This window comes from Bradyrhizobium sp. SRS-191, assembly GCF_024586915.1.
Lineage (GTDB): Bacteria > Pseudomonadota > Alphaproteobacteria > Rhizobiales > Xanthobacteraceae > Bradyrhizobium.
In genome coordinates this window covers 221,156-244,123 of sequence record NZ_JANBVS010000005.1, presented here as the reverse complement: position 1 = coordinate 244,123, position 22,968 = coordinate 221,156, and the positions used below count along the sequence as shown (strand labels likewise).

The window sequence follows — 22,968 nt, the reverse complement described above, 5'->3', positions numbered from 1 at the left end:
GGGTTCGGTCATCCTTGCGGCGCGATCGCATGAGGGACATCGTGACGAGCTTGGATGCGGGAGAGATCAGGCCGAAGCGCGAGCCGTGGTGGGCGATTCTTGGCGTCTTCATCGCCGGTTTCGCGGCGTTGTGCCTGCTGCTGGCGTCGCCGATGCTGATCCGCGACTTCCTGTATCAGCCGTTCAATGCGCCGTCGGGCTCGATGAAGCCGGCCATCCTGGTCGGCGACGACTTCTTCGTGTCCAAATACTCCTATGGCTACAGCCGTTTCACCTGGCCGTTGCCCTGGCCGACGGGCTTGCCGCCGTCAGCTCGCATCTGGGGAGCGACGCCGGCACGGGGCGACGTGGTCGCGTTCGTTCTGCCGAAGGACAATGCCACCGTCTACATCAAGCGCGTCGTCGGCCTGCCCGGCGATCGCATTCAGATGAAGGGCGGGGTGCTCCACATCAACGGCGCGGCCGTGCCGCGCGAGCGGCTGGAGGATCTGATCGGAATCGAGGCCTGCGGCGACGATGAGGACGAGCGCGTCAAGCGCTGGCGCGAGACGCTGCCGGACGGACGGAGCTACGAGACGCTGGATTGCGTCGATAACGGCTATTTCGACAACACCAACGTCTACGTTGTTCCGCCGGGGCATCTTTTCATGCTCGGCGACAACCGCGACAACTCCACCGACAGCCGCGCGTTGTCGCAGATTGGGTTCATTCCGGTCGAGAACGTCATCGGCCGCGCCGCGATGATCTATTTCTCGCTCGCGGCCGATGACGAGAACCAGTCCGGCGGCATTCGCTTCAAGCGGATCGGGAGCGTGATCCGCTAGACGAGCGCCGCGCCATCGCGCGCGATGATCGCGAAGCGGTCCGACAGCTCGGCCAGCGCGACCTCGTGGATCATGGCGGCCTGCAATGTGCCGCCCTTGCCGTCGGGCAGGTCGCGCGTCGCGCAGCTCTCGGCATCGATGGTGACGCGCCAGCCGAGGTCGAGCGCAGCACGCGCGGTCGACGACACGCACATGTGGGTCATGAGGCCCGCGAGCACGATGTTCTTGTGGCCGGCCGCAGTCAGGCGCGCTTGCAGATCGGTGCCGGCGAAGGCGTTCGGCAGGGTCTTTTCGACGATCGCCTCGCCCGGCAGCGGCGCCACGGCGTCGGCGATCGCGCCGCGCGGCGCGGTCCGGTCGAACAGGCTGCCTTCCTTGCCGCGATGGGCGACGTGAATGATGACGCTGCCGGCGGCGCGCGCGCGGGCCAGCAGGCGGGCGGCCTGCGCGATCGCCGCCTCGACGTTCGGCAGCGCCAGCGGACCGCTGCGATACTCATTCTGGATGTCGATCAGCACCAGGCTGGACTGAGCGAGCGAGGGGAGGCTGAGGTCGGCACCGGCAAGCTGCAGCAGCGTCGAGGGCGTGGTCATGGCGAGGTCCTGCGATTGAAATGACGCGGTCATGCTAGCCGGGAAGCCGCCTGCATCAATGCAGGAGATTTGCAGCCGATGGCTGCAGGATTGCAGGCATTGCGGCGTCATGCTAGCGGCAGGCATGAGCCCGAGCGATCTGAACTGGGACGATCTGCGCATCATCGCCGCCGTGCGTGACGCCGGCAGCTATACCGGGGCCGGAAAGCGGCTGCGGATCGACGAGACGACGGTCGGCCGGCGGCTGACACGGATCGAGGCCGTGCTCGGCGTGCGGCTGTTCGAGGCGATCGACGGGGTGCGCCGGCCGACGGCGGCCTGCGAGACGGTGCTCTCGCATGTCGAGGCGATGGCGCATCACGCGGCCGAACTCGCGCGTGTCGGCGCCGCGCAGGCCGGCGTGAGCGGCCGCTTTCGCATCGCTGCCACGCCGGCCGTCGCCGAGAGCGTCCTGGCGCCGCGCATCGCGGAGCTGCTCGCCGCGCATCCGGCACTCCAACTGCAGCTTCTGACCGCGAGCGGCAATGTCAGCTTCTCGCGCTGGCAGGCTGATTTCGCGATCCGGCTGCGCAAGCCGGAGAAGGGCGACTTCACCATCACGCGCCTCGGCAGTCTCAGGCTCTATCTGATCGAGCCGGCCGGCGTGGTGCCGAGCTTTGTCTGCGGCTATCCCGATGAGCTCGGTGAGATCCCCGAGCAGCAGATCCTGAAGCAGCGTAAGCTCGTCGACGCCGCGCGCTGCGTCACCGACAATGTGCGGGTGATGTCGGAGGTGTTGCGGGGCGGACAGGCTGTCGCTGTGCTGCCCGAACACGCCTGCCGCGATCTCTTCGGCGATGCTTCGCTACGAATGACGCAACTCCCCAGGCGTCGCGACGTCTGGCTGCTTGTGCAGCCGCATCTGAAGCGCGATCCGGCCGCCCGCGTCGTGATCGATTGGCTGCGCGGCTGCTTTGTCGACGGCGGATTTCAGGATCGGTAGGGTGGGCAAAGGCGCTGCCGTGCTGTCTCCACAGGCGAGAACCGCGGGGGCGCCGTGCCCACCATCGGCAGCGAACTCGCAGCACAACGGTGGGCACGGCGCGCGACGGTGTGCCACGAGCACGCGGCGTGCCATGCGCCTTTGTGCCCACCCCACAAGTCCGTAGCCCGGATCAGCGAAGCGACGTGCGAGTTCATCGACACAGCTCGTGAGACCCCGGATGTCGCCGCGCTCATCCGGGCGACGCACTGCTCATGTTGAGCGCAAGCCGGCGAATCCCTGCACAAACGAAAACCCCGGCATCGCTGCCGGGGTTTTGCAACTATCAGATGGAAGCCGGACTTAGAAGTCCATGCCGCCCATGCCGCCGCCCGGAGGCATCGCGGGGCCGCCGGCGTTCTTCTTCGGCAGCTCGGCGACCATCGCCTCGGTGGTGATCAGCAGGCCGGCAACGGAGGCTGCGTTCTGGATCGCGGCGCGCACGACCTTGGTCGGGTCGATGATGCCCTTGGACACCATGTTCACGTAGTCGCCCGACTGCGAGTCGAAGCCGTACGCATACTGCTCCTTCTCGAGGATCTTGCCGACGATGACCGAACCGTCCTCGCCTGCGTTGATTGCGATCTGGCGGGCCGGGGCGGAGAGCGCCTTGCGGACGATCTCGATGCCGGTCTTCTGGTCTTCGTTCTTGGCGCGGACGCCCTTGAGCTGCTCGGAGGCACGGAGCAGGGCGACGCCGCCGCCCGGCAGGATGCCTTCCTCGACAGCCGCGCGGGTCGCATGCATCGCGTCATCCACGCGATCCTTGCGCTCCTTGACCTCGACCTCGGTCGCGCCGCCGACGCGGATCACCGCGACGCCGCCGGCGAGCTTGGCCAGACGCTCCTGCAGCTTCTCACGGTCGTAGTCCGAGGTGGTCTCCTCGATCTGCGCCTTGATCTGCGCCACGCGCGCCTCGATGTCGGCCTTCTTGCCGGCGCCGTTGACGATCGTGGTGTTCTCCTTGTCGATCATCACCTTCTTGGCGCGGCCGAGCATGGAGAGGTTGACGTTCTCGAGCTTGATGCCGAGATCTTCCGAGATCGCCTGGCCGCCGGTCAGGATCGCGATGTCCTGCAGCATGGCCTTGCGGCGGTCGCCGAAGCCCGGCGCCTTGACGGCAGCGACCTTCAGGCCGCCACGCAGACGGTTGACGACCAGGGTGGCCAGCGCCTCGCCCTCGACGTCCTCGGCAACGATGACCAGCGGCTTGCCGGTCTGCACCACGGCCTCGAGCAGCGGCAGCAGCTCGTTCAGCGACGACAGCTTCTTCTCGTTGATGAGGATGTAGGCGTCGTCCATCTCAACGCGCATCTTGTCGGCGTTGGTGACGAAGTAGGGCGAGATGTAGCCGCGATCGAACTGCATGCCCTCGACGACGTCGAGCTCGGTCTCGAGCGACTTGGCTTCCTCGACCGTGATCACGCCCTCGTTGCCGACCTTCTTCATGGCGTCGGCGAGGAACTTGCCGATCTCGGAGTCGCCGTTGGCGGAGATGGTGCCGACCTGGGCGATCTCGTCGTTCGACGTGACCTTCTTGGAGTTCTTGACGAGATCGGCGACGACCGCCTCGACCGCGAGGTCGATGCCGCGCTTCAGATCCATCGGGTTCATGCCGGCGGCAACCGCCTTGGCGCCTTCGCGGACGATGGCCTGGGCCAGCACGGTCGCGGTGGTGGTGCCGTCGCCGGCCGCGTCAGCGGACTTCGAGGCGACCTCGCGCACCATCTGCGCGCCCATGTTCTCGAACTTGTCGTCGAGCTCGATCTCCTTGGCGACGGTGACGCCGTCCTTGGTGATCCGCGGCGCGCCGAACGACTTGTCGAGGACGACGTTGCGGCCCTTCGGACCGAGCGTGACCTTCACGGCATTGGCGAGAATGTCCACGCCGCGCAGCATGCGGTCGCGGGCTTCGACGCCGAACTTTACGTCTTTCGCTGACATATTGGGTTTCCCTGAGTTGAATGGTCTGTCTCACCCTCAGGCGGGCGCCCGCAGGCGCTCCTCAGGGGTGAGCGGTGTGCGAGCTTGGATCAGGCGGCCTTCTTCTTGGCGCCGGCGTCGGTGATGACGCCCATGATGTCGCTTTCCTTCATGATCAGCAGCTCCTGGCCGTCGATCTTGACCTCGGTGCCCGACCACTTGCCGAACAGCACGCGATCACCGACCTGGACGTCGAGCGGGACCAGCTTGCCGCTCTCGTCGCGAGCGCCCGGGCCCACCGCGATCACTTCGCCCTGCGAGGGCTTTTCCTTGGCCGAGTCGGGAATGATGATGCCGCCAGCGGTCTTCTCTTCGGCGTCGATGCGCTTGACCACGACGCGGTCGTGAAGCGGACGGAAAGCCATACAGTCCTCCTAAGCAATTGAAGCGATTGTCAGTTTCTGGAGATTTGGCAGTCGTTGCCGGCGAGTGCCAGCACGCGGGCTGGATTTAGGGGAGAGTTTCCAGCCGGGCAAGGCCTTGTAGCAGAAAAATTAGCAGTCAACTGCGCGCTCTGCCAAAGCGTTCCGATAGCGTTAACACGAGCGGAACGAAACGCGAAACCCCGTATTAGCACCCGGGCTAAGTCGCTGCTAATGCAGCATTTTTCAACAGGCCGTTAAACATTTAGGCTTGAGATGGATTGAAGACATGCGTCACATTTCTTTTGCAGTGAGCGCATCTTTGCCGGGTGGCTCCATCCCGGTTGGCCACACGGACGTGCGCTCCAGAAACGGAGGTTGGCATGGGTTCGAGGGGTGAGGTTTCCGAGGACTTTCGGAAACAGGTGCTGGGTTATGGGCTGACGACCGCGCAGATCCTGTATCGGATGCCGGACCATCGCTCGCTGCTGCAGACCTATGTCTGGCAGAACTACGACCTGTTTCCGAAATTCCCCGCGCTGCACGACTTCCTGGCGTTCTGGGAGGAGAAGATCGAGGGGCCGCTGCACTCGGTCACGGTGGCGCATTCCAAGCTGATCAAGCCGGCCGAGCTGCGCGCCGTGGACGGCGTGTTCCGGCTGCATTGAGCTGATAGCCCCATCACCGGTGTCATTCCGGGCTCGTGCTTCGCACGCCCCGGAATGACGTCCTCTGTTGGAGCAGCAGCTGGGCTCTTCCAATCTGTGCTACTCTCACGGCGAGGACTCGCAGGGAGAGCACCATGGCCAGGAAGAGCCGCACGACCAAGCCAGCATCACGCGCCGCTGCCAAGGCCGCGGCGATGAAAACCAGCAAGAGCAGCAAGGCAACGGCGAAAGCCGGGGCTGCGATCAGTGCCAAGCCGCCGACCAAGACGGCCGCCAAGCCGGGCAGGGCTGCTCCGCCCTCAGCGCGCAAGGCGCTCGTCAGCAAGGGCCGCACCATGCCGGCGCCGAAGCGGCCAAGGCAGAAGATCGCGATCAGCCATCTGAACGAAGCGGACTTCAAGGCCGACGGCCTGCGCACCTATGCGCAGTACCGCGACCTCGGCATTGCGGCTGCGACTCACGGGCTGGCGCGGGCGCATGTCATCCGCATGCTGCCGCCGTGCAATCCGCAGGAGGTCTCGAAGCTGCACACCCATGCCGTCGACTTCCAGATGGTCTACGTGCTCAAGGGCTGGGTGAAGAGCTATCTCGAAGGCGTCGGCGAGACCTTGATGAAGGAGGGCAGCTGCTGGACGCAGCCGCCGAAGATCCGGCACATGATCCTCGACTATTCCGACGACGTCGAGCTGCTCGAGGTGATCCTGCCGGCCGACTTCAAAACCGTCGAACTTACGACCTAAAGCCGACAGAAACGGATGGAAACATTCGCGCGCGAGGCGGCGATCTCGCGCGTGTGTGTTGACGTCCAGTCTCGCGTGATAGGGACGGACGGGCCGGCGGCGGATGCGGAGTGCCGTGTTCGGCGCGGGCTTGTGTAAGGCGTATCCGTTCCCTTGCCGTCCTTCGTCGTTCAATACGCTCCCAAGTCCAAGCGCGCGCCACGGATGCCTGCGTCCGCGCAGCCCAGTGTGGCCGGCGCATCCGCAGCGTCAGCTCCCGCCCAGCGCGAGGACATCGACTGGCTGCGCGCCCTCGCGGTGCTCGCCGTCGTCGGCTTCCACTTCGAGGCGCCGGCCATCTTCGGCGGCTTCATCGGCGTCGACATCTTCTTCGTCATCTCCGGCTATCTGATCACGGGCATCATCGCTGCGGAGATGGCCAAAGGGCAGTTCTCGTTCGCCTGCTTCTATGAACGGCGCGTGCGGCGGCTGCTGCCGGCGCTCTACGTCATGGTCGCATTCACCGCGATCCCGGCATCCTGGGATCTGCTGAACTCCGAGCGGGCCGAGCTGTTTCGCTCGGCCATCGCCGTCGTCACCTTCAGCTCGAACATCTTCTTCTGGCAGCAGTCCGGTTATTTCGACCACGCCGCAGTGGAGAAGCCGCTGCTGCACACCTGGTCGCTCGCGGTCGAGGAGCAGTTCTATCTCGTGCTGCCTGTCGTGGTCTGGGGCGTGTTGCGGATCGCGCGCGGCCGCCGGCTGGCATTGCCGCTCACGCTGCTGCTGCTCGCGGCCGCCTCGTTCGCGCTTGGCCTCATGCTGATGCAAGGAGGGGCCTCCGCGAGCGCCTTCTTCCTCAGCCCGCCGCGGGCCTGGGAATTCCTGCTCGGCAGTCTCGTTGCCGTCTCGGGCCTTCCGGCGCCGCGGCCTGGCCTCGCGCAGCGCTCGGCACGCGCGCTTTCGCTGCTGCTGATGGCGATCCCGATCCTGTCGCTGCGCCCGGGACCGGGCTTTCCCGGGCTCAACGCGCTCGCGCCGTGCCTCGGTGCCGCGTTGTTCCTGTGGAGTGGCGTCGGTGTCGCCAACGCGCCGCGCAGCCCGCTGTCGCCGCTCCGCGTCGCGGCGTTCGTCGGCCGCATCTCCTATTCGCTCTATCTCTGGCACTGGCCGCTGTTTGTCTTTGCGCGCTTCGCCAAGCCTGGCCTGGCGCTCGACGGCTGGGAGCGGGCGGTCCTGTTCGGGCTGACAGTCGCCTTGGCCACGCTGTCCTGGCGCTTCATCGAGCAGCCGTTTCGCCAGCGCCAGCTCGCCGCGACGCCGCGCGCGGCCTTCGGTCTCGCCGCGCTCGCAAGCATCGTGCTGCTTGCCGGCAGCGCGACGGGCCTGCTGCGCGCCGGCGCGACCTCGGACGCCGACCGCGCGGCCCAGCGCCTCGACGCCTACAACGGCTACGACATGAAGCCGGTCTATCGCTACGGCAGCTGCTTCACGACGCCGGACGGGCGCGTGCCGGAGGATTGCCTCCGGCCGGTGACCGGCAAGACCAACGTCCTGCTATGGGGCGACAGCTTCGCGGCGCACTACTATCACGGCCTCCAGACTCATCTCGATCCGGACGCCGTCAACATCATGCAGGCGACACAGCCGACCTGCATGCCGACCTTCAACGCGGAGACCCAGGGCGTGCCGGCCTGCCGCGCGCTCGCCGCGCAGATGCGGGACTATCTTGCCGTGAACCGGCCCGATCTCGTCGTGATGTCCGCGGACTGGCTCGAGGATGCGCGCCCGCCGCGCTTCGCCGGCATGGTGCGCGACCTCCGCGCGACCTTGGCGCGCCTGAGCGAGGCCGGCATTCCGGTGGTGCTGCTTGGTCCAGCCGTGCAGTTCCGGGCGCGGCTGCCCTCGATGCTGGCCCGCGCCACATTGCGCGGCGTGAAGCCTGACCCTGCCGCCTTCGTCCGGTCGGACATCTTTGCCCTCGACCAGGCGATGCAGGCGGCGCTCCCGAGCGGCGAGGGGCTATCCTACGTCTCGATCCTGTCCGCCGTGTGCGCGCGGCGCAGCTGTCCGCTCACGGTCGGCGACGTGCCGCTGTCGTTCGATCATGCACATCTGACGGCCGAGGGCTCCGCGCATGTGATGAGCAAGGTCGCGCCGCTGATCCTGCCACAGGCGGTGCTATCAGGCTCAGTTCAACAGGCCGACGATCGCGCCCATCGGGCCGATGGTGAGCGTCCCTGAGACGATTGATGTAAGCCCGAGCACGCCGCCGGTCACCTGCTTCGATGTCTCGGGCACCATGATCAGGCTGATCAGGATCGATGTCGGGGCGTCGAGCAAGGGACGGTCCTTCAAGCGTGCTGCGGCTCCGGGACCGCCCGGGCGTTGGAATGTGCTCAAACTGGCCGGTCCAGATGAAGATGCGTCTGATTTGCTCAAAACCCTGAGGTTGCATACTATGTGGTTGCACGATTAGGATGCTCGAAGATTGATGCAGCGAGGCGGCATCATGTCCAGCTCCCGATCGTTCATTCCGGGTCCCCGAAGTAGGAGACAGCTGTTTCGCGCACCTCGGAGAGCGCGGCCGTCGGAGCCGATCTCTCCTCGCGAGAGTCCGAACGAAGCGTTCGACCTGGCTTCATATGTCTCTCAGAATTTCTCAGCGATCATCACGAAGTTATTCGCAGCATCTGCTGCTCTTCTGGTGGTGCTGGTCGTTGTTCAGGGGCTCATGCAACATGCTATCGTCATCGAGCAGATTGCTGTGCCAAAGGCACTGGCCGATCGCGGCTATTCGTCTGGGGTCACTGCGCGGATCTTGCGCGATGGCATTTTAAGATACCTCTACCCGGTAGAGACGCGTGCGGAGCTAATAGAAATCGCGCTTCATGGAGAACTTCCAGACATCGTCGTGCCTACTGTCGGAATCTCCATTGATGCGGTTCTGTCCTCCTTGAAAACGTTGTTCCGAAGCACGCGAACCCAATCGGTGGGTGGTGAATTCGTGATCAACCAAGGCAAGCTTCAGCTCCGACTCAGGATCAACGGGCAGAAGTTCTTTAGCGAGAGTGATGGGGATGAGGCCGAAGATCCGGAGAAAGTTATCAATGCAGCAGTTCCTGAGCTGATCAAGAGAACGCGACCCTATCTGGCGGCATTGGCTCTGGCTTCGGCTAAGAAGATGGATGCCGCGCTCGATTTGATCGAACAGATCGTCTCCGAGGACCCACCGAGCAAAGACGTTGCGTGGGCTTACAATTTGAGAGGTGCAATCTTTCATCTGCAGAAAAAAGACGATGCAGCGATTGAAGCGTTGAATATTGCTATCGCCCATAACCCGAATTTTGCTGCACCTCATTTGAATTTGAGTAATGTGCGGCGGGATGCGAAGGACATGGATGGTGCGCTGAAAGAGGCTCAGGCGGCTGTTCAGGTCGATCCAACGTATTATCTCGCTCACGATCAGCTGGGTCGGCTTTTGAGGCGAGCTAACAGACCCGAAGAAGCCATTGGTGAGCACAAGGCGGCGGTGAGATTAAACCCGACCGACGCGTCCGTTCACAACAACTATGGACTTGCACTGGTCGCGTCTGGCAGGAAGTCTCAAGGAATAGAGGAATACAAGAGGGCCATACGCTGCGATCCGGGTTACGCAATAGCTTACTATAATTTGGCTATTGTTCTCGAGAAAAACCGGGAGATCCAGGAGGCGATTGAAGAATATCGGAAAGCGACAAGGCTTGCCCCCGGCATGTCAGACGCCCACTATGATTTGGGTGAGCTGCTCAGGCGGGTCGGGCAGATCGATGAAGCGGTTGCCGAATTCCGTATTGCCGCTGACCTAGAAAAAGGGAATGAGCAGTATCAAATCGATCTCGGGCGCGCTTTGGATCAAGCCGGTAAAGCTGGTGAGGCGGTCGCAGTTTTTCAGTCTGTGTTGACCATCAATCCGTCCAACGAACAGGCCAAGGAGTATTTGAACCGCCATCCGCCGGATCGTTTGAAGTAGCCCGGTTTGTGTCGCGAGGGGCTGTCGAATAACAGCGTTCGCTCATGTCAACAGCCCGACGATCGCGCCCATCAGGCAGGTGGTGAGCGTTCCCGAGACTATTGATTTCAAGCCGAGTGCATTGATCTCGTCGCGCCGTGTCGGGGCCATGGTGCCGAGGCCGCCGATCATGATGCCGAGGCTGGCGAAGTTGGCGAAGCCGCAGAGCGCGTAGAGCATGATCAGCCGCGCGCGCGGATCGAGCGCCGCGGCGTCGAGCTTGGCCAGCTCGACATAGGCGATCAGCTCGTTGAGCACCGTCTTGGTGCCCATCAGGCTCCCCGCCGTGACCGCCTCCGGCCAGGGCAGTCCCATCAGCCAGCACACCGGCGCCATGACCAGGCCGAGCAGCCGCTGCAGCGAGATCGCGGCGCCGCCGACCGCCGGCAGCAGCGACAGGATGGCGTTGGCGAGATGCACCAGCGCGACCAGCACCAGCAGCAGCGCGACGATGTTCATCAGCAGCTCGAGCCCGGCGCTGGTGCCCTTGACGATGGCGTCCATCGTCGAGGAGGCCTGCATGTCGGGATCCCCGAGCGCGCCGCCGGTGAGCTGCTTTGCGGTCTCCGGCACCATGATCAGGCTGATCAGGATCGAGGCCGGCGCGCCGAGCACGGAGGCGATGACGAAATGCGCGGCGGCGTCGGGAATGAGCGGCGCAAGCAGCGTGGCGTAGAGCACCAGCACGGTGCCGGCGATGCCGGCCATGCCGCCGGTCATCACCAGGAACAACTCGCTGCGCGTCATCTGCGCGAGGTAGGGACGAATGAACAGCGGCGCCTCGACCATGCCGAGGAAGACGTTAGCGGCGGTGGAGAGGCCGACGGCGCCGCCGACGCCGAGCGTGCGCTCCAGCAGCCAGGCGAGCCCGCGCACCAGCGGCGGCAGCACGCGCCAATAGAACAGCAGCGTGGTCAGTACGCTCATCACCAGCACGATCGGCAGGGCCTGGAACGCGAGCACGAAATCGGCGCCGGGCGCCTTGAGGTCGAAGGGTAGGGCGCCGCCGCCGACATAGCCGAACACGAAGGAGGTGCCGGCCCGCGACGCTGAGGCGATCGCGCCGACCGCGTCATTGATGGCGCCGAAGGCGCGGGCCACCGTCGGCACCTTGAGCAGCACGAGCGCAGTGAGCAGCGTGACCACCAGCCCCAGGCCGGCCTGCTTCAGCGACACCGCGCGCCGGTTCTCGCCGAGCGCCCACGCGATCGCGAGCAGCGCCACGATCCCGAACGCCGATTGCAGCTGCAGCATCAGATCCCCCGAACCCCTGATCATTATGAGCCGACGGAACAGCCCCGCGCAATGCCGTGCGGCCATGCTCGGAGCTGCGATTGACAAGCGGATGGGCCTGCGTCACCCAAGGCGTCATCATGTCGACCACCGCCCCGATCGGCGCGCAGGATCTCCTGAAGCAAGCCGCGTTCCTGTTCTTCCTGTCGTCCCGCAGCCTGTCGCGCTTCGCGAGCCAGATCGCAGCGGTGGCGATCGGCTGGCAGATCTACGATCTCACCGGGCGCGCCTTCGATCTCGGCATGGTGGGGCTGATCCAGTTTCTGCCGACCGCGCTGCTGGTCTTCGTGGCCGGCAGCGCCGCCGACCGCTATCGGCGCAAGCGCGTGGTGCAGCTCTGTCAGCTCGTCGAGGCAATCACGGCGCTGTATCTGTGCTGGGGCGCCTATGCCGGTCAGCTCGGCGAATTCCAGCTGTTTGCGGCCGTGTTCGTGCTCGGCATTGCCGGCGCGTTCGAGAGCCCGGCGACCGCAGCCCTGCTGCCGCTGATCGCGCCGTCAGGCACGTTGCAGCGCGCCAGCGCGCTCTCGAGCGGGGCTGCGCAGCTTGCGACCATCGCGGGCCCCGCGATCGGCGGCTTCGCCTATGCGGTGGGGCCTGGGCTGCCCTACGGCATCATGATGCTGTTCTGGCTCGGGGGCATGGCGCTGACGGGCCTGATGCAGGTGCCGGATGACGTGCCGGCCGAGCGGCGCGACGGCGGCAATGCCGACCTGTTCGCCGGCGTCCGGTTCATTCGCGCCAATCCGGCGATCCTCGGCACGATCTCGCTCGATCTGTTCGCAGTGCTGCTCGGCGGCGTCACGGCGCTGCTGCCGATCTATGCGCGCGACATTCTCCAGACCGGGCCGTTCGGGCTCGGCGTGCTGCGCGCCGCGCCCGCGGTCGGCGCGCTCGCTATGACGGCGGTGCTGGCGCGCACCACCATCCGCCGGCGCGTGGGCTTGCGCATGTTCCAGGCGGTGATCGTGTTCGGTGCGGCGACGGTCGTGTTCGCGGTCTCGCAGGTGATGTGGATCTCGGTCGTTGCGCTCGCCATCCTCGGCGCCGCCGACACGATCAGCGTCGTGATCCGCTTCTCGCTGGTGCAGCTCGCGACGCCCAACGAGATGCGTGGCCGTGTCGGCGCCGTCAATTTCCTCTTCATCAACGCCTCCAACCAGCTCGGCCAGTTCGAGAGCGGCGTGACCGCCGCTCTGTTCGGCGCGATGCCCGCCGCCATTATCGGCGGCCTCGGCACCATCGCGATCGCCCTGGCGTGGATGAAGCTGTTTCCCGACCTACGCAAGGTGGAGCGGTTGGAGTAGGCGTCCGCTCCTTGATCGGGCGTGTTCCAAGAAAGCCTGAGGTAAACAGCCCGGGGTGAACAGCCTGAGGTACGACGTCGTGGAGTTTACAACTGGACGAAGGGCGGCTCCGATGGTAGCTCGATCTTCATGGGGCAAGCCGACAGGCCTGTCTTGTTGGGGGTGGGGACGCTTTCATGTTTGGACTTCCGATGCCGCCGGCGGGCGTTGCACCGGCGCGGCAGATGCCGACGCCTGTCGCGCGAGATCGGCTGTTGCAGCTTCCGGGCCTTCTGATGCTGTTGCTACTGGCGGGATGCGCCAGCGCGGCAGCGCCTTTGCCTCAGGCCGACGCCGGGCAGCCGGTTGCGCCATCGAACGACAGGTCCAATCGGGACTCGCGCGCCGTGGCAGCGTCGACGGCGGCCGATCCCTCATTGCCGCGGCGGCGTGAAGCCATTGCGCGGGTTCTGGAGGACCATTGGGGCTACCGCTCTTTGTGGGACGATGGCGCGCCGCCCCTGTCCGAGGCGAAGTTCTCTGGACCATTCGAGTATGGCGGCGGTCTGTTCGAGTCGAAGCGCATGACGATCTATTGCGTGTCAGCCAAGCTCGAGGTGCCGCTCATCCCGCAGACACGGGTCACCATGGTGCATTTCGAGCCGGGCGACGGCGGCCGGGAAAAGATGGAGTTTGTCGTGGGGATGAACAACATTCCAAGAGCGTGCATGCTCGCCAAGTACGAGCCGTTTCCCGAGCTCGAGCGGGCGCGCGAACAGCGGCGGCAGAAGCTGGGGAAGCCCGCTTAGCCTGCCGCAATGCGCGCGTCGAGTTGCACGGTTCGGGCCGGCGCGAACAACTGCCAGCCGAGATAGATCGCGAAGGCTGGCGCAATCAGGCCGGGCCCGGGCACCTGGATGTTGCCGAACAGAAGCTGCAGCGCGGGGAGCCAGAACACCAGCTGCGCGAGCCTGCGGCCTGCATTGTCCAATGCCCCGGTCGCGATCAGCGCCACGGCGGCGCAGGTCAGCGGCAGCACGTCGTAGATCCCCATATAGGGCGAGGCGGAGATCGTGCAGGCCAGGAAGAAGGCCCGGAGCACCGCGGGATCGGCATCGCGACGATAGCGGAAGACCGCGAACACGCCCGCCGCAGCGCTCAGCGCCGCGATGGTCTGGATCGCTTCGGCCAGGCGATCGCCGAGGAGGCCGCGGAAGTTCATGAACACCGAGGCGTGGAACGGCACGGCAATGCCGCGGGGATCGCGCAGCACCTCCGTCATCGTCGGAAGCCCCTTGGCGATGTAGTCGCTCCAGGCGTGCAGCCCGCCGATGCCGACGCTGCCGGCAAACAGGACGAGCGCGGTGAGCGTCGCATAGCCGATCACGCGCCACTGGCCGGACGCGACGAGCATCACCGGGAATAGCAGGCCGAGCTGCGGCTTCACCGTGAGCAGGCCGATCAGGAGGCCGGTCAGCGCAGGCCGCTGTGCGGGCGAGGCGAGCGCGCCGAACAACAAAGCAGTGGTCAGGAACGAACTCTGGCCCGACAGCAGGCACATCATTGCGGCCGGCGAGATCGCGACGATCAGCAGCGCCCTTCGATCGGGGAATGCCAGCCGGCAGCCATAGTGGAAGGCGAGCAGACCGAGCGCGAGCCAGCAGGCGAGCGCCGGCAGATAGGGCAGCAGCCCGAACGGCGCCAAGACCACCAGCGCGTTGGGCGGGTTGGGCACGTTCTGGCCGGGATAGTCAGGCCCGAGAAACGCCGACAGGGCGTCGTTGTAGATCGCGACATCGTAGAAGCGCGACGGGTCGGGCGTGAACGCCGCCCGGCCATACATCCAGAAGTTAAGGAAGTCGCGACCGATCACCAAGCTCGTGGCGTCGCGGGGGAATGGCTGAAACCATTGCACCGTCCAGACATAGGCCAGGAGGGTCAGGACGAACATGATCGCGCCCGGCCAAAGAAGGCTGCGCAACACGGCGCGGTCGGTATCATGCGGGGGCGACGGAGCCAGCCGCGCGAGCCACTGCTTGGCGTCGTCGATCGAACGAGGGCAGCGAGTTGATGAGTGTCGCATCGCGCATCCGGTTCAGGCCGCCGCGGCTGCAGCCCGTTGCTCGGATAGGTAGAAAAATTGCCTTAAGATACAATTGAGGCGAGAGGCGAGATTGACCTGCGCGTGCGGATCGCGCAGCCCGGATCGGCGTATCGGCCCGGGCTGCGAGGATCGGCGGGCTAGCCCCGGCCGACGAACGGCATCTTGGTCGCCATCACGGTGATGAACAGGACGTTGGCGCTGAGCGGCAGGCCGGACATGTAGACGACGGCGTCGGCGACGGCTTTCACGTCCATGCGCGGCTCCGGCATCATGCGGCCGTCCGGCTGCATCACGCCGCCGACCATGCGCTCGGTCATCGGCGTCTCGGCATTGCCGATGTCGATCTGGCCGACCGCGATGTCATAGGCGCGGCCGTCGAGGTTGGACGCCTTCGTCAGGCCGGTGATGGCGTGCTTGGTCGAGGTGTAGGGCGAGGAGAACGGCCGGGGAGCATGCGCCGAGATCGAGCCGTTGTTGATGATGCGGCCGCCGCGCGGCGACTGGTCCTTCATGATGCGGAAGGCGTGCTGCGTGCACAGGAACGGCGCGGTGAGGTTGGTGGCGACGACCGACTGCCACTGCTCCATCGTCAGGTCTTCGAACGGCACCGGCGGCGCGCCCATGCCAGCATTGTTGAACAGCACGTCGAGCCGGCCGTAGGTTGTCTTCACCGTGTCGAACAGCGCCGCGATCGAGGCGGGGTCCATCATATCAGCGGAGACCGGCAGGCTCATGCCGGCGGGGCCGAGCTTGGCGGTCTCCTCCAGCATCTCCTTGCGGCGGCCCGCCAGCACCACGGTGAAGCCTGCGTTCATCAGCGCCAGCGATGTGGCGCGGCCGACACCGGTGCCTGCGCCCGTCACCAGCGCGATCTTGTTTGCTTCAGCCATGTTTCCTCACCTTTTCACGTTTTGCCGTTTTGAGCGTTGGATCGCGTCAGTGCTTCACTTCGCTCTGAGTCTTATAGGGCGGGCGCGGGATGTTGTTATGCGCCGCGCGCAGGGCCGCCGACCAGCGCGAGCGGAGGTCGTGGAAATAGGGCTCGCCGGCCTCGATGCGGTGGTTGAGATCGGCCTCGCAGGCGTCCGCGCGCACCACCAGCACGTCGATCGGCAGGCCGACGCCGAGATTGGAGCGCATCGTCGAATCCATCGAGATCAGCCCGGTCTTGAGCGCCTCGTAGAGCTCGACGTCGTAATGCATGGCGCGGTCGAGCACCGGCTTGCCGTATTTGTGCTCGCCGATCTGCAAATAGGGCGTGTCGGTGGTGCACTCGATGAAGTTGCCGGCGGTGTAGACCATGAAGAGCCGCATCCGCGAGCCCCGGATCTGGCCGCCGAACAGGAAGGACACGTCGAACGAGATGTCCTCGGCCTTCAGCGCCGGGCCTTCGGTCGCATGCACCATGCGGATCGCCTTGCCGATGCGCTGCGCGGCCTGGAACATGGTCGGCGCGTTCATCAGCGTCTCGACCTCGCCGGTCTCGGGGTCCTCGATGCCTTCGGTCAGGGTCGAGAGCACGGACTGGCTGATCGCGAGATTGCCGGCGCTGGCGACCGCGATGATGCGCTCGCCCGGATTGGAGAAGATGTGCAGCTTGCGGAAGGTCGAGACGTTGTCGAGACCGGCATTGGTCCGGGTGTCCGCGATCATGACGAGCCCGTCACGCACCAGAATTCCGCAGCAATAGGTCATCGTCTTCCCCTCGAGCCAGAGCGCGAATTAGTAGCGAAAATCGGGGGCGCGTCCAACCCTGCAGTGCCGGAGACCCCGCTGCCGCTCCACAACAGGTCGTCATTCCGGGGCGGCGCGAAGCGACGAACCCGGAATCCATTTTTCAGCGCGTTCTGCGGGGCGATGGATTCCGGGTTCGCGCTGATGCGCGCCCCGAAATGACATCGGGGGTGTGGTCACGAGCGAGACCGGGATTTCAGGACTGGCGCTGCGACTGCGATTGCGACTGGCCGCCGCGGCCGACCTGCTCGACCTTCACCTTCACGGTGAGCGTTTCGGAGCCGCCGCCATAGCGGGTGCCGCGCACCGGCGCCGCACCGAGATAATCCAGTCCGATGGCGACCCGGACATGCGCGTCGGTGGAGCAGATGCAGTTGGCGGCGTCGAAGCCGACCCAGCCGAGATCAGGCACATAGGCTTCGGCCCAGGCATGGCCGGCGTCCTGGTGCACCGCACCATCCGAGCGCAGGAAATGGCCCGAGATGAAGCGCGCGGGGATTCCCGCCGCGCGGGCGCAGGCGATGAAGATATGCGCGTAATCCTGGCACACGCCGCGCTTGAGCGCGAAGGCCTCCGCCGCCGAGGTGCCGCTGTGAGTCGGGTTCTCGTCGAACGTCATGTGCTCGTAGACCTGCATCATCAGGGTGTGCAGGAAGCCGAGCACGTCGCTCTCGGATTCCGCGCGCAGGTCGCGGACGATCGTCGTCATCGCGGCATTGGCGGTCGTGAGCGGGGTGGTGCGCAGGAAGAAGCCCGGCGGAAACCGCTCGTCTGCGCCCTTCAGAACGCCGCCGGTGTCGTGCGTCTCGACCAGGCCCTCGGCGGTGATGGTGAGGTCCTCGAGGGCGCCGTGGGTGATGACGTGCGTGACGTTGCCGAACGCGTCCTCGTGCATGTCGAGGCGGGAGTCGGTCGACACGTCGATCTGCCACTCCGCCACATATTGGCCGTCATGGCTGCCGGGCGTCATGCGCAGGATCTGGATGACGCCGGTGGCCGCCGGCTCGTAGCGGTAGGTGGTGGAATGAGAGATACGCAGGCGCATGGCGGTCGATCGGTGTTGTGAGGTGGATTACCGCGGTAGCTCGTTTCACCTGCCCAAAAAAGGGCAGGCTCGTCGTTGGCTGGATCGACGAGCGACGGGAGTGGTCTTGCGGCCACAGTTCCCGGCAGCGGCGCCTGTCAGATCAGGTATTGCTTGGTGATGATCTCTCCGAGCCGCGAATTGTCGGAGATGAACTCCTGGATGAACTCGTGGACGCCGCGCTGGAAGACGTCGTCCATGTTGGAATGCTCCAGCCGGTTGCGCACGCCGCGGGCGTGGCGCTGCGACGGACCCTGGCGGCCATAGGCCACGCCGATCTGGTCGAGATTGCGGACGAGATTGCCGTAGCAGCTGGCGAGCGAGCGCGGCAGCGTGTCGTTGAGGATCAAGAGGTCCGCGATCAGCCAGGGTTTGAGCGTCTCGCGATACACCCAGTGATAGGCCGTGAGCGCCGAGACCGAACGCAGGATGGAGGTCCACTGATAGTAATCGAGCGGGCCGCCGACATGCTCGTCCTCCGGCAGCAGCACGTGATATTTCACGTCCAGAATGCGCGCAGTGTTGTCGGCGCGTTCGAGATGCAGGCCGAGGCGGGAGAACCAATAGGCGTCGTTGCGCAGCATGGTGCGGTAGGCCGAGCCGTCGAAGCGCAGCGAGGTCTCCTGCACGAAGCGCAGGAAGCGCGCCAGCTCCTCGCGCGTCTTGGTGCCCTTGCTCCAGACTTCCTGTAACTCGATCCAGGAGCCGTTGAGCGTGTCCCACATCTCGGAGGTCAGCGCAGTGCGGACCGAGCGTGCGTTCAGCCGCGCGGCCTCGATGCAGTTCTTGATCGAGGACGGGTTCGACTGGTTGAACGAGAGATATTCGACGACGTTCTGCTCGTTGGCCTCGGAATAGGCCTCATAGAAACTGGCGCTGACGCCGGCGGTCAGCAGCGCCGATTCCCACTCATTGGTCTTGCCGATATAGGCCGCAGGAAGGGCGGTGACGCGCAAGGTGGCGTCGATGGTGCGGGCGAGATACTCGGCGCGCTCGACATAGCGGGCCAGCCAGTACAGGTTTTCGGCGGTGCGCGACAGCATGGGCAATCTACGAGGTGCGAAGTGCGCCTGCGCCGATCGGCGAGGCATGCACGGATACGAAGCGCGTGAGGCGATGATGCCGGGTCTTACTCATCCAGCACCCATGTGTCCTTGGTGCCGCCGCCCTGGCTGGAATTGACCACCAGCGATCCCTCCTTCAGCGCCACGCGGGTGAGACCGCCGGGCACGATGGTGGTGCGGTCGCGCCCCGTGAGCACGAACGGCCTGAGATCGACATGGCGCGGCGCCAGTCCCGAGGCGACGCAGGTCGGACAGGTCGACAGCGCCAAGGTCGGCTGCGCGATGAAGCCCTCCGGCTCGCGCTTGAGCTTGTCGCGGAATGCCTCGATGGTGGCCTTGGTCGCGGCCGGGCCGATCAGCATGCCGTAGCCGCCGGAGCCGTGCACCTCCTTGACGACGAGTTCGCCGAGATGGTCGAGCACGTAGGACAGGTCCTGCGGCTCGCGGCAGCGCCAGGTCTGCACGTTCTTCAGGATCGGCTCCTCGCCGAGATAGAACTTCACGACATCCGGCATGTAGGAATAGATCGCCTTGTCGTCGGCGATGCCGGTGCCGACCGCATTGGCGAGCGTGACGTTGCCGGCGGCATAGGCCGACATCAGGCCGGGCACGCCGAGCGCCGAATCGGGCCGGAAGGTGAGGGGATCGAGGAAGTCGTCGTCGACGCGGCGGTAGATCACGTCGACCCGTTTCAGCCCCTCGGTGGTCCGCATGAACACCTCGTCGTTCTTGACGATGAGGTCGCGGCCCTCGACCAGCTCGATGCCGAGCTTGTCGGCCAGGAACGAGTGCTCGTAATAGGCGGAGTTGTAGATGCCGGGCGTCATCAGCGCCACGGTCGGCTCGGCCGAGGCGCTGAGCGGCGCCACCGACCGCAAGCACGACAGCAGCTCGTCCGGATAGCGCTCGACCGGCGCGACGCGGTGGCGTGCGAACAGGTCCGGAAACAGCCGCATCATGATCTCGCGGTTTTCCAGCATGTAGGACACGCCCGACGGCGTGCGCGCATTGTCCTCCAGCACGATGAAGTCGTTGGCGTCGACGCGGACAATGTCGATGCCGGCGATGTGGACATAGACGTCGTGCGGCACGTCCTGGCCGTTCATTTCCGGCCGGAACACCGGGTTCTGGAAGATCAGGTCATCCGGCACCACGTTGGCGCGCAGGATGTCGCGGCCGTGATAGATGTCGCGCAGGAACATGTTCAGCGCCTTGACGCGCTGCTTCAGCCCCTTCTCCAGCAGGGTCCATTCCTTGGCCGAGATGATCCGCGGGATGACGTCGAACGGGATCAGCCGTTCCTGCGCCTCGGCCTCGCCATACACCGCGAAGGTGATGCCGATTCGCCGGAACAGGAGCTCCGCCTCGTGGCGGCGATACTCCAGCGCTTCCGGCGGCGTTTCCTTCAGCCACCGCGACAGCTCCTGATAAGCCTGACGGACGTCGCCGCCCGGCTCGTTCATTTCGTCGAACGCAACTGCCATAGATGCCCGTGTGTCCCCGCCTGGCCATACACTGCATGACTCCGCATGATGGTAGCAAGGGCCGGGCCAGCGCGATATGCATTCTCCTGCGGCATTTCGTGGGGGTTGCGGAAAGCGTGCCCGAAAAACCGGCTGCACGATGCTCAAATCCGCGGCATAGACTGCGACGTTCTGGATGACTTTGGCGCCGGCTCGGGCCAAAAGAGACGGTAGATGCGAGGAGAAACCATGAGCGAGATCGTCACCGCGGGGTTGCTGGTCATCGGCGACGAGATCCTGTCCGGCCGGACCAAGGACAAGAACATCGGCTTCATCGCCGAATACCTGACCAACCTCGGCATCGACCTCAAGGAGGTCCGGGTGGTTTCGGACGATGAGGGCGACATCATCGCGGCGCTGGATGCGCTGCGGCACCGCTACACCTATGTGTTCACCACCGGCGGCATCGGGCCGACCCATGACGACATCACCGCCGACTCGATCGCCAAGGCGTTCGGGGTCGGCATCGACCATCACCCCGAGGTCGTGGCGCGCTTCCGCGAGCGCTGGAGCGAGCAGGAGCTCAACGAGGCGCGGCTGCGGATGGCGCGCATTCCCGACGGCGCCGAATTGATCCAGAGCGCGACCATCCTCGCGCCGGGCTTCAAGCTCGGCAACGTCATCGTCATGGCCGGCGTGCCCTCGATCATGCAGGCGATGATGGACATCGTCGCGCCGAAGCTGAAATCCGGCGTCCGCATGCTGTCGGAGACGGTGCGCGCGAATGCGCGGGAAGGCGACATCGGCGGCCCCTTGCGCGAGATTGCCAAGGCGCACCCGGACACCATCATCGGCAGCTACCCCTTCATCGACGAGGACCAGAAGCCGAACACGCATCTGGTGGTGCGCTCGCGCGACCAGGAGAAGCTGTCGGCGGCGATGGCGGCGGTGAAGGAGATGCTCGCCGGGCTGCGCGGCGCCGCCTGAGCACCGAGCGCGATGGCTCCCTCGGGCCGAGATCTGTTGTATATGGCCGTGCTCGGGGGACCGCTCCTCGCTCTGATGCCGGTCGGGATCTATCTGCAATCCCGGGGCTGGCGGATCTACCGTCGCATCGGCGACTACTCGATCGGAGTGAGCACGTTCTTCTGGCAGCTCGCACAGCCTGGCTTGAACTTTCCAGGCCCCAGTGTGCTGGAGGCCGTGATCGACCGGCAGCCCGGCGAGCTGCAGGCGGCCATTGTCGTGCATCGTCTTCGCCTGAGGGCCTTTAGGCGCGCGTTCCTGTGGTATCTGGGCTATGCCGCCCTGTTTCTGCTGGCGGCCTCCATCGGACGCAAGCTATTCTCCTAGATCAATGGGCAGATTGCAGATGGCTGAAAAGAATTCTGACCTCATCGCGCAGGAACGGGCGGGCCGGGCCTTCCCGGTGTCCTGGGATCAATTCCACCGTGACTGTCGGGCGCTGACCTGGCGGCTCAACGAGATCGGGCCGTTTCATGCCGTGGTGGCCATCACCCGTGGCGGGCTGGTGCCGGCGGCCATCGTGGCGCGGGAGCTGGGTGTGCGGGTCATCGATACGATCTGCATCGCCAGCTATGACCACACCAAGCAGGGGGAGCTTCAGGTCCTGAAGGGCATCTCGCCCGACACCGCCCAGCTCGGCGGCGGCACCGGCAAGGGGCTGCTCATCGTCGATGACCTCGTCGACACCGGCAAGACCGGACGCATGGTTCGCGACATTCTCCCCGACGCCCACTTTGCCACTGTCTACGCCAAGCCCAAGGGCCGGCCGCTGGTCGATACCTTCATCACCGAGGTGTCGCAGGACACCTGGATCTTCTTCCCCTGGGACACCGCCCTGTCGTTCGCGCCGCCGCTGCGAGACGGCGCGGCGTGAGCTGGGCGAATGGCGGCTAGGGAGTAGCGAATAGGGGATTCGGGTGGGCGAGGCGTTCGCTATTCGCTACTCCCTAGTCGCTATTCGCCATCCGAAGGTTCGCCATGCCGCTGCAGAACCGCGTCACGCCGACCGGCGACATCGTCGCAACGCCGCACCGTGGGATGTTCACGGGCAATCGCGGCATCATCCATGACCCCGCGACGAAGACGCTGCTGACCAAGCGCTGGTCGAGCCCGGCCTGGCTGGTCTGCCTGTGTGAGTTCCGCGGCAAGCGCCGCGAGGTGATGGCGCGGCAGAGCTGGACCGAATTGTTCTTCCTCGACGAAGCCACCGCGCTCGCCGCCGGCCATCGGCCCTGCTTCTACTGCCGCCGCGACGACGCCAACCGGTTTCGTGCGGCATGGGAAGAGGGCAATGGCGTCAGCCCGGTTCGGGCCGCCGACATCGACAAGGTGCTGCATCGCGAGCGGCTGGAGCGCGGCAGGAAGCGATTGCATCCGCTGCAGATGCCGTGGACCGAACTGCCCGACGGCGCGATGGTGCAGGCGGGCGATGAGATCTTTCTGGTCGTGCAGGGCCGGGCATGTCCATGGTCGTTCGCCGGCTACAGCGCCGCGCGCGACGACCTCGCCGCGCCGCTGCTGCTGACGCCACCATCGACGCTGCGCGCGCTCCGGGCCGGCTATCGGCCCGTACTGCATCCCAGTTCACAGCCGTCGTAGGGTGGGCAAAGGCGCACCACCGCGCCATCCCCATGCATCAGTGCCAGAGCGCCGTGCCCACCATCCATCAGGGAGCGCTGCGGCAAGACGGTGG

23 protein-coding genes are annotated in these 22,968 nt (G+C 65.4%); 12 read left to right on the top strand and 11 right to left on the bottom strand.

What is annotated here, in order from left to right; translation table 11 throughout:
* Positions 1-41: 41 nt before the first annotated feature.
* A complete protein-coding gene (lepB, locus tag NLR35_RS11895; protein ID WP_257166719.1) occupies positions 42-824 on the top strand; it encodes a signal peptidase I in 783 nt (260 codons plus the stop codon).
* On the opposite strand, the gene NLR35_RS11890 is transcribed toward lepB, so the two are convergent.
* Positions 821-1,417, bottom strand: a complete 597-nt coding sequence (locus NLR35_RS11890) for a cysteine hydrolase family protein (protein WP_257166718.1) — start codon at positions 1,415-1,417, stop codon at positions 821-823. The genes lepB and NLR35_RS11890 overlap by 4 nt on opposite strands.
* A gap of 139 nt (positions 1,418-1,556) precedes the next feature.
* On the opposite strand from NLR35_RS11890, the gene NLR35_RS11885 reads away from it, so the two are divergent.
* Positions 1,557-2,399 carry a LysR family transcriptional regulator gene (locus tag NLR35_RS11885; RefSeq protein ID WP_257166852.1) on the top strand — a complete coding sequence of 281 codons (843 nt, stop codon included), beginning with the start codon at positions 1,557-1,559 and terminating at the stop codon, positions 2,397-2,399.
* Positions 2,400-2,741: 342 nt separating this feature from the next.
* Here NLR35_RS11885 and groL read toward each other — a convergent pair whose 3' ends face one another.
* Together groL and groES are read right to left on the bottom strand one after the other, a co-directional pair.
* Positions 2,742-4,382, bottom strand: a complete 1,641-nt coding sequence (gene groL, locus NLR35_RS11880; protein WP_257166717.1) for a chaperonin GroEL — start codon at positions 4,380-4,382, stop codon at positions 2,742-2,744.
* A gap of 89 nt (positions 4,383-4,471) precedes the next feature.
* On the bottom strand, positions 4,472-4,786 hold the full coding sequence (gene groES, locus NLR35_RS11875) for a co-chaperone GroES (RefSeq protein ID WP_006612113.1): 315 nt from the start codon (positions 4,784-4,786) through the stop codon (positions 4,472-4,474).
* 380 nt (positions 4,787-5,166) lie between these two features.
* Here groES and NLR35_RS11870 point away from each other — a divergent pair, with 380 nt between their 5' ends.
* The 3 genes from NLR35_RS11870 (at position 5,167) to NLR35_RS11860 (ending at position 8,414) form a co-directional block, all read left to right on the top strand.
* Positions 5,167-5,451 (top strand): usg protein, encoded by a 285-nt coding sequence (locus NLR35_RS11870; protein ID WP_257166716.1) that lies wholly within the window; start codon positions 5,167-5,169, stop codon positions 5,449-5,451.
* A 134-nt stretch (positions 5,452-5,585) separates the two neighbouring features.
* A complete protein-coding gene (locus NLR35_RS11865) occupies positions 5,586-6,191 on the top strand; it encodes a cupin domain-containing protein (protein ID WP_257166715.1) in 606 nt (201 codons plus the stop codon).
* 228 nt (positions 6,192-6,419) lie between these two features.
* Entirely contained in the window at positions 6,420-8,414 is a 1,995-nt protein-coding gene (locus NLR35_RS11860) for an acyltransferase family protein (protein WP_308773839.1), read from the top strand.
* Here NLR35_RS11860 and NLR35_RS11855 read toward each other — a convergent pair.
* The gene (locus NLR35_RS11855; RefSeq protein ID WP_257166713.1) at positions 8,361-8,528 is read right to left on the bottom strand and encodes a hypothetical protein; all 168 of its coding nucleotides are present in this window, start codon (positions 8,526-8,528) and stop codon (positions 8,361-8,363) included. The two genes, NLR35_RS11860 and NLR35_RS11855, sit on opposite strands and share 54 nt — an antisense overlap.
* Before the next feature lie 349 nt (positions 8,529-8,877).
* On the opposite strand from NLR35_RS11855, the gene NLR35_RS11850 reads away from it, so the two are divergent.
* Positions 8,878-10,182: a tetratricopeptide repeat protein gene (locus tag NLR35_RS11850; protein ID WP_257166712.1), complete on the top strand. Its 1,305-nt coding sequence runs from the start codon at positions 8,878-8,880 to the stop codon at positions 10,180-10,182.
* Between the two features lie 42 nt (positions 10,183-10,224).
* On the opposite strand, the gene NLR35_RS11845 is transcribed toward NLR35_RS11850, so the two are convergent.
* A complete protein-coding gene (locus tag NLR35_RS11845) occupies positions 10,225-11,475 on the bottom strand; it encodes a NupC/NupG family nucleoside CNT transporter (protein ID WP_257166711.1) in 1,251 nt (416 codons plus the stop codon).
* 119 nt (positions 11,476-11,594) lie between these two features.
* Between NLR35_RS11845 and NLR35_RS11840 the strand changes: the two genes are divergently transcribed.
* Complete coding sequence (locus NLR35_RS11840) at positions 11,595-12,821, top strand: MFS transporter (RefSeq protein ID WP_257166710.1); 1,227 nt, start codon at positions 11,595-11,597, stop codon at positions 12,819-12,821.
* 224 nt (positions 12,822-13,045) lie between these two features.
* Entirely contained in the window at positions 13,046-13,609 is a 564-nt protein-coding gene (locus tag NLR35_RS11835; RefSeq protein WP_257166709.1) for a hypothetical protein, read from the top strand.
* Here the strand turns inward: NLR35_RS11835 and NLR35_RS11830 are convergent.
* The 6 genes from NLR35_RS11830 to NLR35_RS11805 all read right to left on the bottom strand — a co-directional run bounded on the left by NLR35_RS11830 (position 13,606) and on the right by NLR35_RS11805 (position 20,270).
* On the bottom strand, positions 13,606-14,751 hold the full coding sequence (locus tag NLR35_RS11830) for a glycosyltransferase family 87 protein (protein WP_257166708.1): 1,146 nt from the start codon (positions 14,749-14,751) through the stop codon (positions 13,606-13,608). The genes NLR35_RS11835 and NLR35_RS11830 overlap by 4 nt on opposite strands.
* Before the next feature lie 290 nt (positions 14,752-15,041).
* Positions 15,042-15,794, bottom strand: a complete 753-nt coding sequence (locus NLR35_RS11825; RefSeq protein WP_257166707.1) for an SDR family oxidoreductase — start codon at positions 15,792-15,794, stop codon at positions 15,042-15,044.
* 46 nt (positions 15,795-15,840) lie between these two features.
* On the bottom strand, positions 15,841-16,599 hold the full coding sequence (locus NLR35_RS11820; RefSeq protein ID WP_257166706.1) for a proteasome-type protease: 759 nt from the start codon (positions 16,597-16,599) through the stop codon (positions 15,841-15,843).
* Between the two features lie 235 nt (positions 16,600-16,834).
* Entirely contained in the window at positions 16,835-17,683 is an 849-nt protein-coding gene (locus NLR35_RS11815; protein ID WP_006612101.1) for a transglutaminase family protein, read from the bottom strand.
* A gap of 137 nt (positions 17,684-17,820) precedes the next feature.
* Positions 17,821-18,765: an alpha-E domain-containing protein gene (locus NLR35_RS11810; RefSeq protein WP_257166705.1), complete on the bottom strand. Its 945-nt coding sequence runs from the start codon at positions 18,763-18,765 to the stop codon at positions 17,821-17,823.
* A gap of 86 nt (positions 18,766-18,851) precedes the next feature.
* The gene (locus NLR35_RS11805) at positions 18,852-20,270 is read right to left on the bottom strand and encodes a circularly permuted type 2 ATP-grasp protein (RefSeq protein WP_257166704.1); all 1,419 of its coding nucleotides are present in this window, start codon (positions 20,268-20,270) and stop codon (positions 18,852-18,854) included.
* 228 nt (positions 20,271-20,498) lie between these two features.
* On the opposite strand from NLR35_RS11805, the gene NLR35_RS11800 reads away from it, so the two are divergent.
* From NLR35_RS11800 to NLR35_RS11785, 4 genes are all read left to right on the top strand, one after another.
* Positions 20,499-21,236 carry a molybdopterin-binding protein gene (locus tag NLR35_RS11800; protein WP_257166703.1) on the top strand — a complete coding sequence of 246 codons (738 nt, stop codon included), beginning with the start codon at positions 20,499-20,501 and terminating at the stop codon, positions 21,234-21,236.
* A 42-nt stretch (positions 21,237-21,278) separates the two neighbouring features.
* Positions 21,279-21,602, top strand: a complete 324-nt coding sequence (locus NLR35_RS11795; protein ID WP_257166702.1) for a hypothetical protein — start codon at positions 21,279-21,281, stop codon at positions 21,600-21,602.
* Between the two features lie 19 nt (positions 21,603-21,621).
* A complete protein-coding gene (gene gpt, locus NLR35_RS11790) occupies positions 21,622-22,149 on the top strand; it encodes a xanthine phosphoribosyltransferase (protein WP_257166701.1) in 528 nt (175 codons plus the stop codon).
* A 104-nt stretch (positions 22,150-22,253) separates the two neighbouring features.
* Positions 22,254-22,874: a hypothetical protein gene (locus NLR35_RS11785; protein WP_257166700.1), complete on the top strand. Its 621-nt coding sequence runs from the start codon at positions 22,254-22,256 to the stop codon at positions 22,872-22,874.
* Positions 22,875-22,968: the final 94 nt, after the last annotated feature.

Excerpts from the sequence above, each read along its gene's own strand:
- NLR35_RS11890 (WP_257166718.1), bottom strand. The coding sequence starts at position 1,417 with ATGACCACGCCCTCGACGCTGCTGCAGCTTGCCGGTGCCGACCTCAGC.
- groL (WP_257166717.1), bottom strand. The coding sequence starts at position 4,382 with ATGTCAGCGAAAGACGTAAAGTTCGGCGTCGAAGCCCGCGACCGCATG.
- groES (WP_006612113.1), bottom strand. The coding sequence starts at position 4,786 with ATGGCTTTCCGTCCGCTTCACGACCGCGTCGTGGTCAAGCGCATCGAC.
- NLR35_RS11870 (WP_257166716.1), top strand. The coding sequence starts at position 5,167 with ATGGGTTCGAGGGGTGAGGTTTCCGAGGACTTTCGGAAACAGGTGCTG.
- NLR35_RS11865 (WP_257166715.1), top strand. The coding sequence starts at position 5,586 with ATGGCCAGGAAGAGCCGCACGACCAAGCCAGCATCACGCGCCGCTGCC.
- NLR35_RS11845 (WP_257166711.1), bottom strand. The coding sequence starts at position 11,475 with ATGCTGCAGCTGCAATCGGCGTTCGGGATCGTGGCGCTGCTCGCGATC.
- NLR35_RS11840 (WP_257166710.1), top strand. The coding sequence starts at position 11,595 with ATGTCGACCACCGCCCCGATCGGCGCGCAGGATCTCCTGAAGCAAGCC.
- NLR35_RS11835 (WP_257166709.1), top strand. The coding sequence starts at position 13,046 with ATGCCGACGCCTGTCGCGCGAGATCGGCTGTTGCAGCTTCCGGGCCTT.
- NLR35_RS11830 (WP_257166708.1), bottom strand. The coding sequence starts at position 14,751 with ATGTTCGTCCTGACCCTCCTGGCCTATGTCTGGACGGTGCAATGGTTT.
- NLR35_RS11825 (WP_257166707.1), bottom strand. The coding sequence starts at position 15,794 with ATGGCTGAAGCAAACAAGATCGCGCTGGTGACGGGCGCAGGCACCGGT.
- NLR35_RS11820 (WP_257166706.1), bottom strand. The coding sequence starts at position 16,599 with ATGACCTATTGCTGCGGAATTCTGGTGCGTGACGGGCTCGTCATGATC.
- NLR35_RS11815 (WP_006612101.1), bottom strand. The coding sequence starts at position 17,683 with ATGCGCCTGCGTATCTCTCATTCCACCACCTACCGCTACGAGCCGGCG.
- NLR35_RS11810 (WP_257166705.1), bottom strand. The coding sequence starts at position 18,765 with ATGCTGTCGCGCACCGCCGAAAACCTGTACTGGCTGGCCCGCTATGTC.
- NLR35_RS11805 (WP_257166704.1), bottom strand. The coding sequence starts at position 20,270 with ATGGCAGTTGCGTTCGACGAAATGAACGAGCCGGGCGGCGACGTCCGT.
- NLR35_RS11800 (WP_257166703.1), top strand. The coding sequence starts at position 20,499 with ATGAGCGAGATCGTCACCGCGGGGTTGCTGGTCATCGGCGACGAGATC.
- NLR35_RS11795 (WP_257166702.1), top strand. The coding sequence starts at position 21,279 with ATGGCCGTGCTCGGGGGACCGCTCCTCGCTCTGATGCCGGTCGGGATC.
- gpt (WP_257166701.1), top strand. The coding sequence starts at position 21,622 with ATGGCTGAAAAGAATTCTGACCTCATCGCGCAGGAACGGGCGGGCCGG.
- NLR35_RS11785 (WP_257166700.1), top strand. The coding sequence starts at position 22,254 with ATGCCGCTGCAGAACCGCGTCACGCCGACCGGCGACATCGTCGCAACG.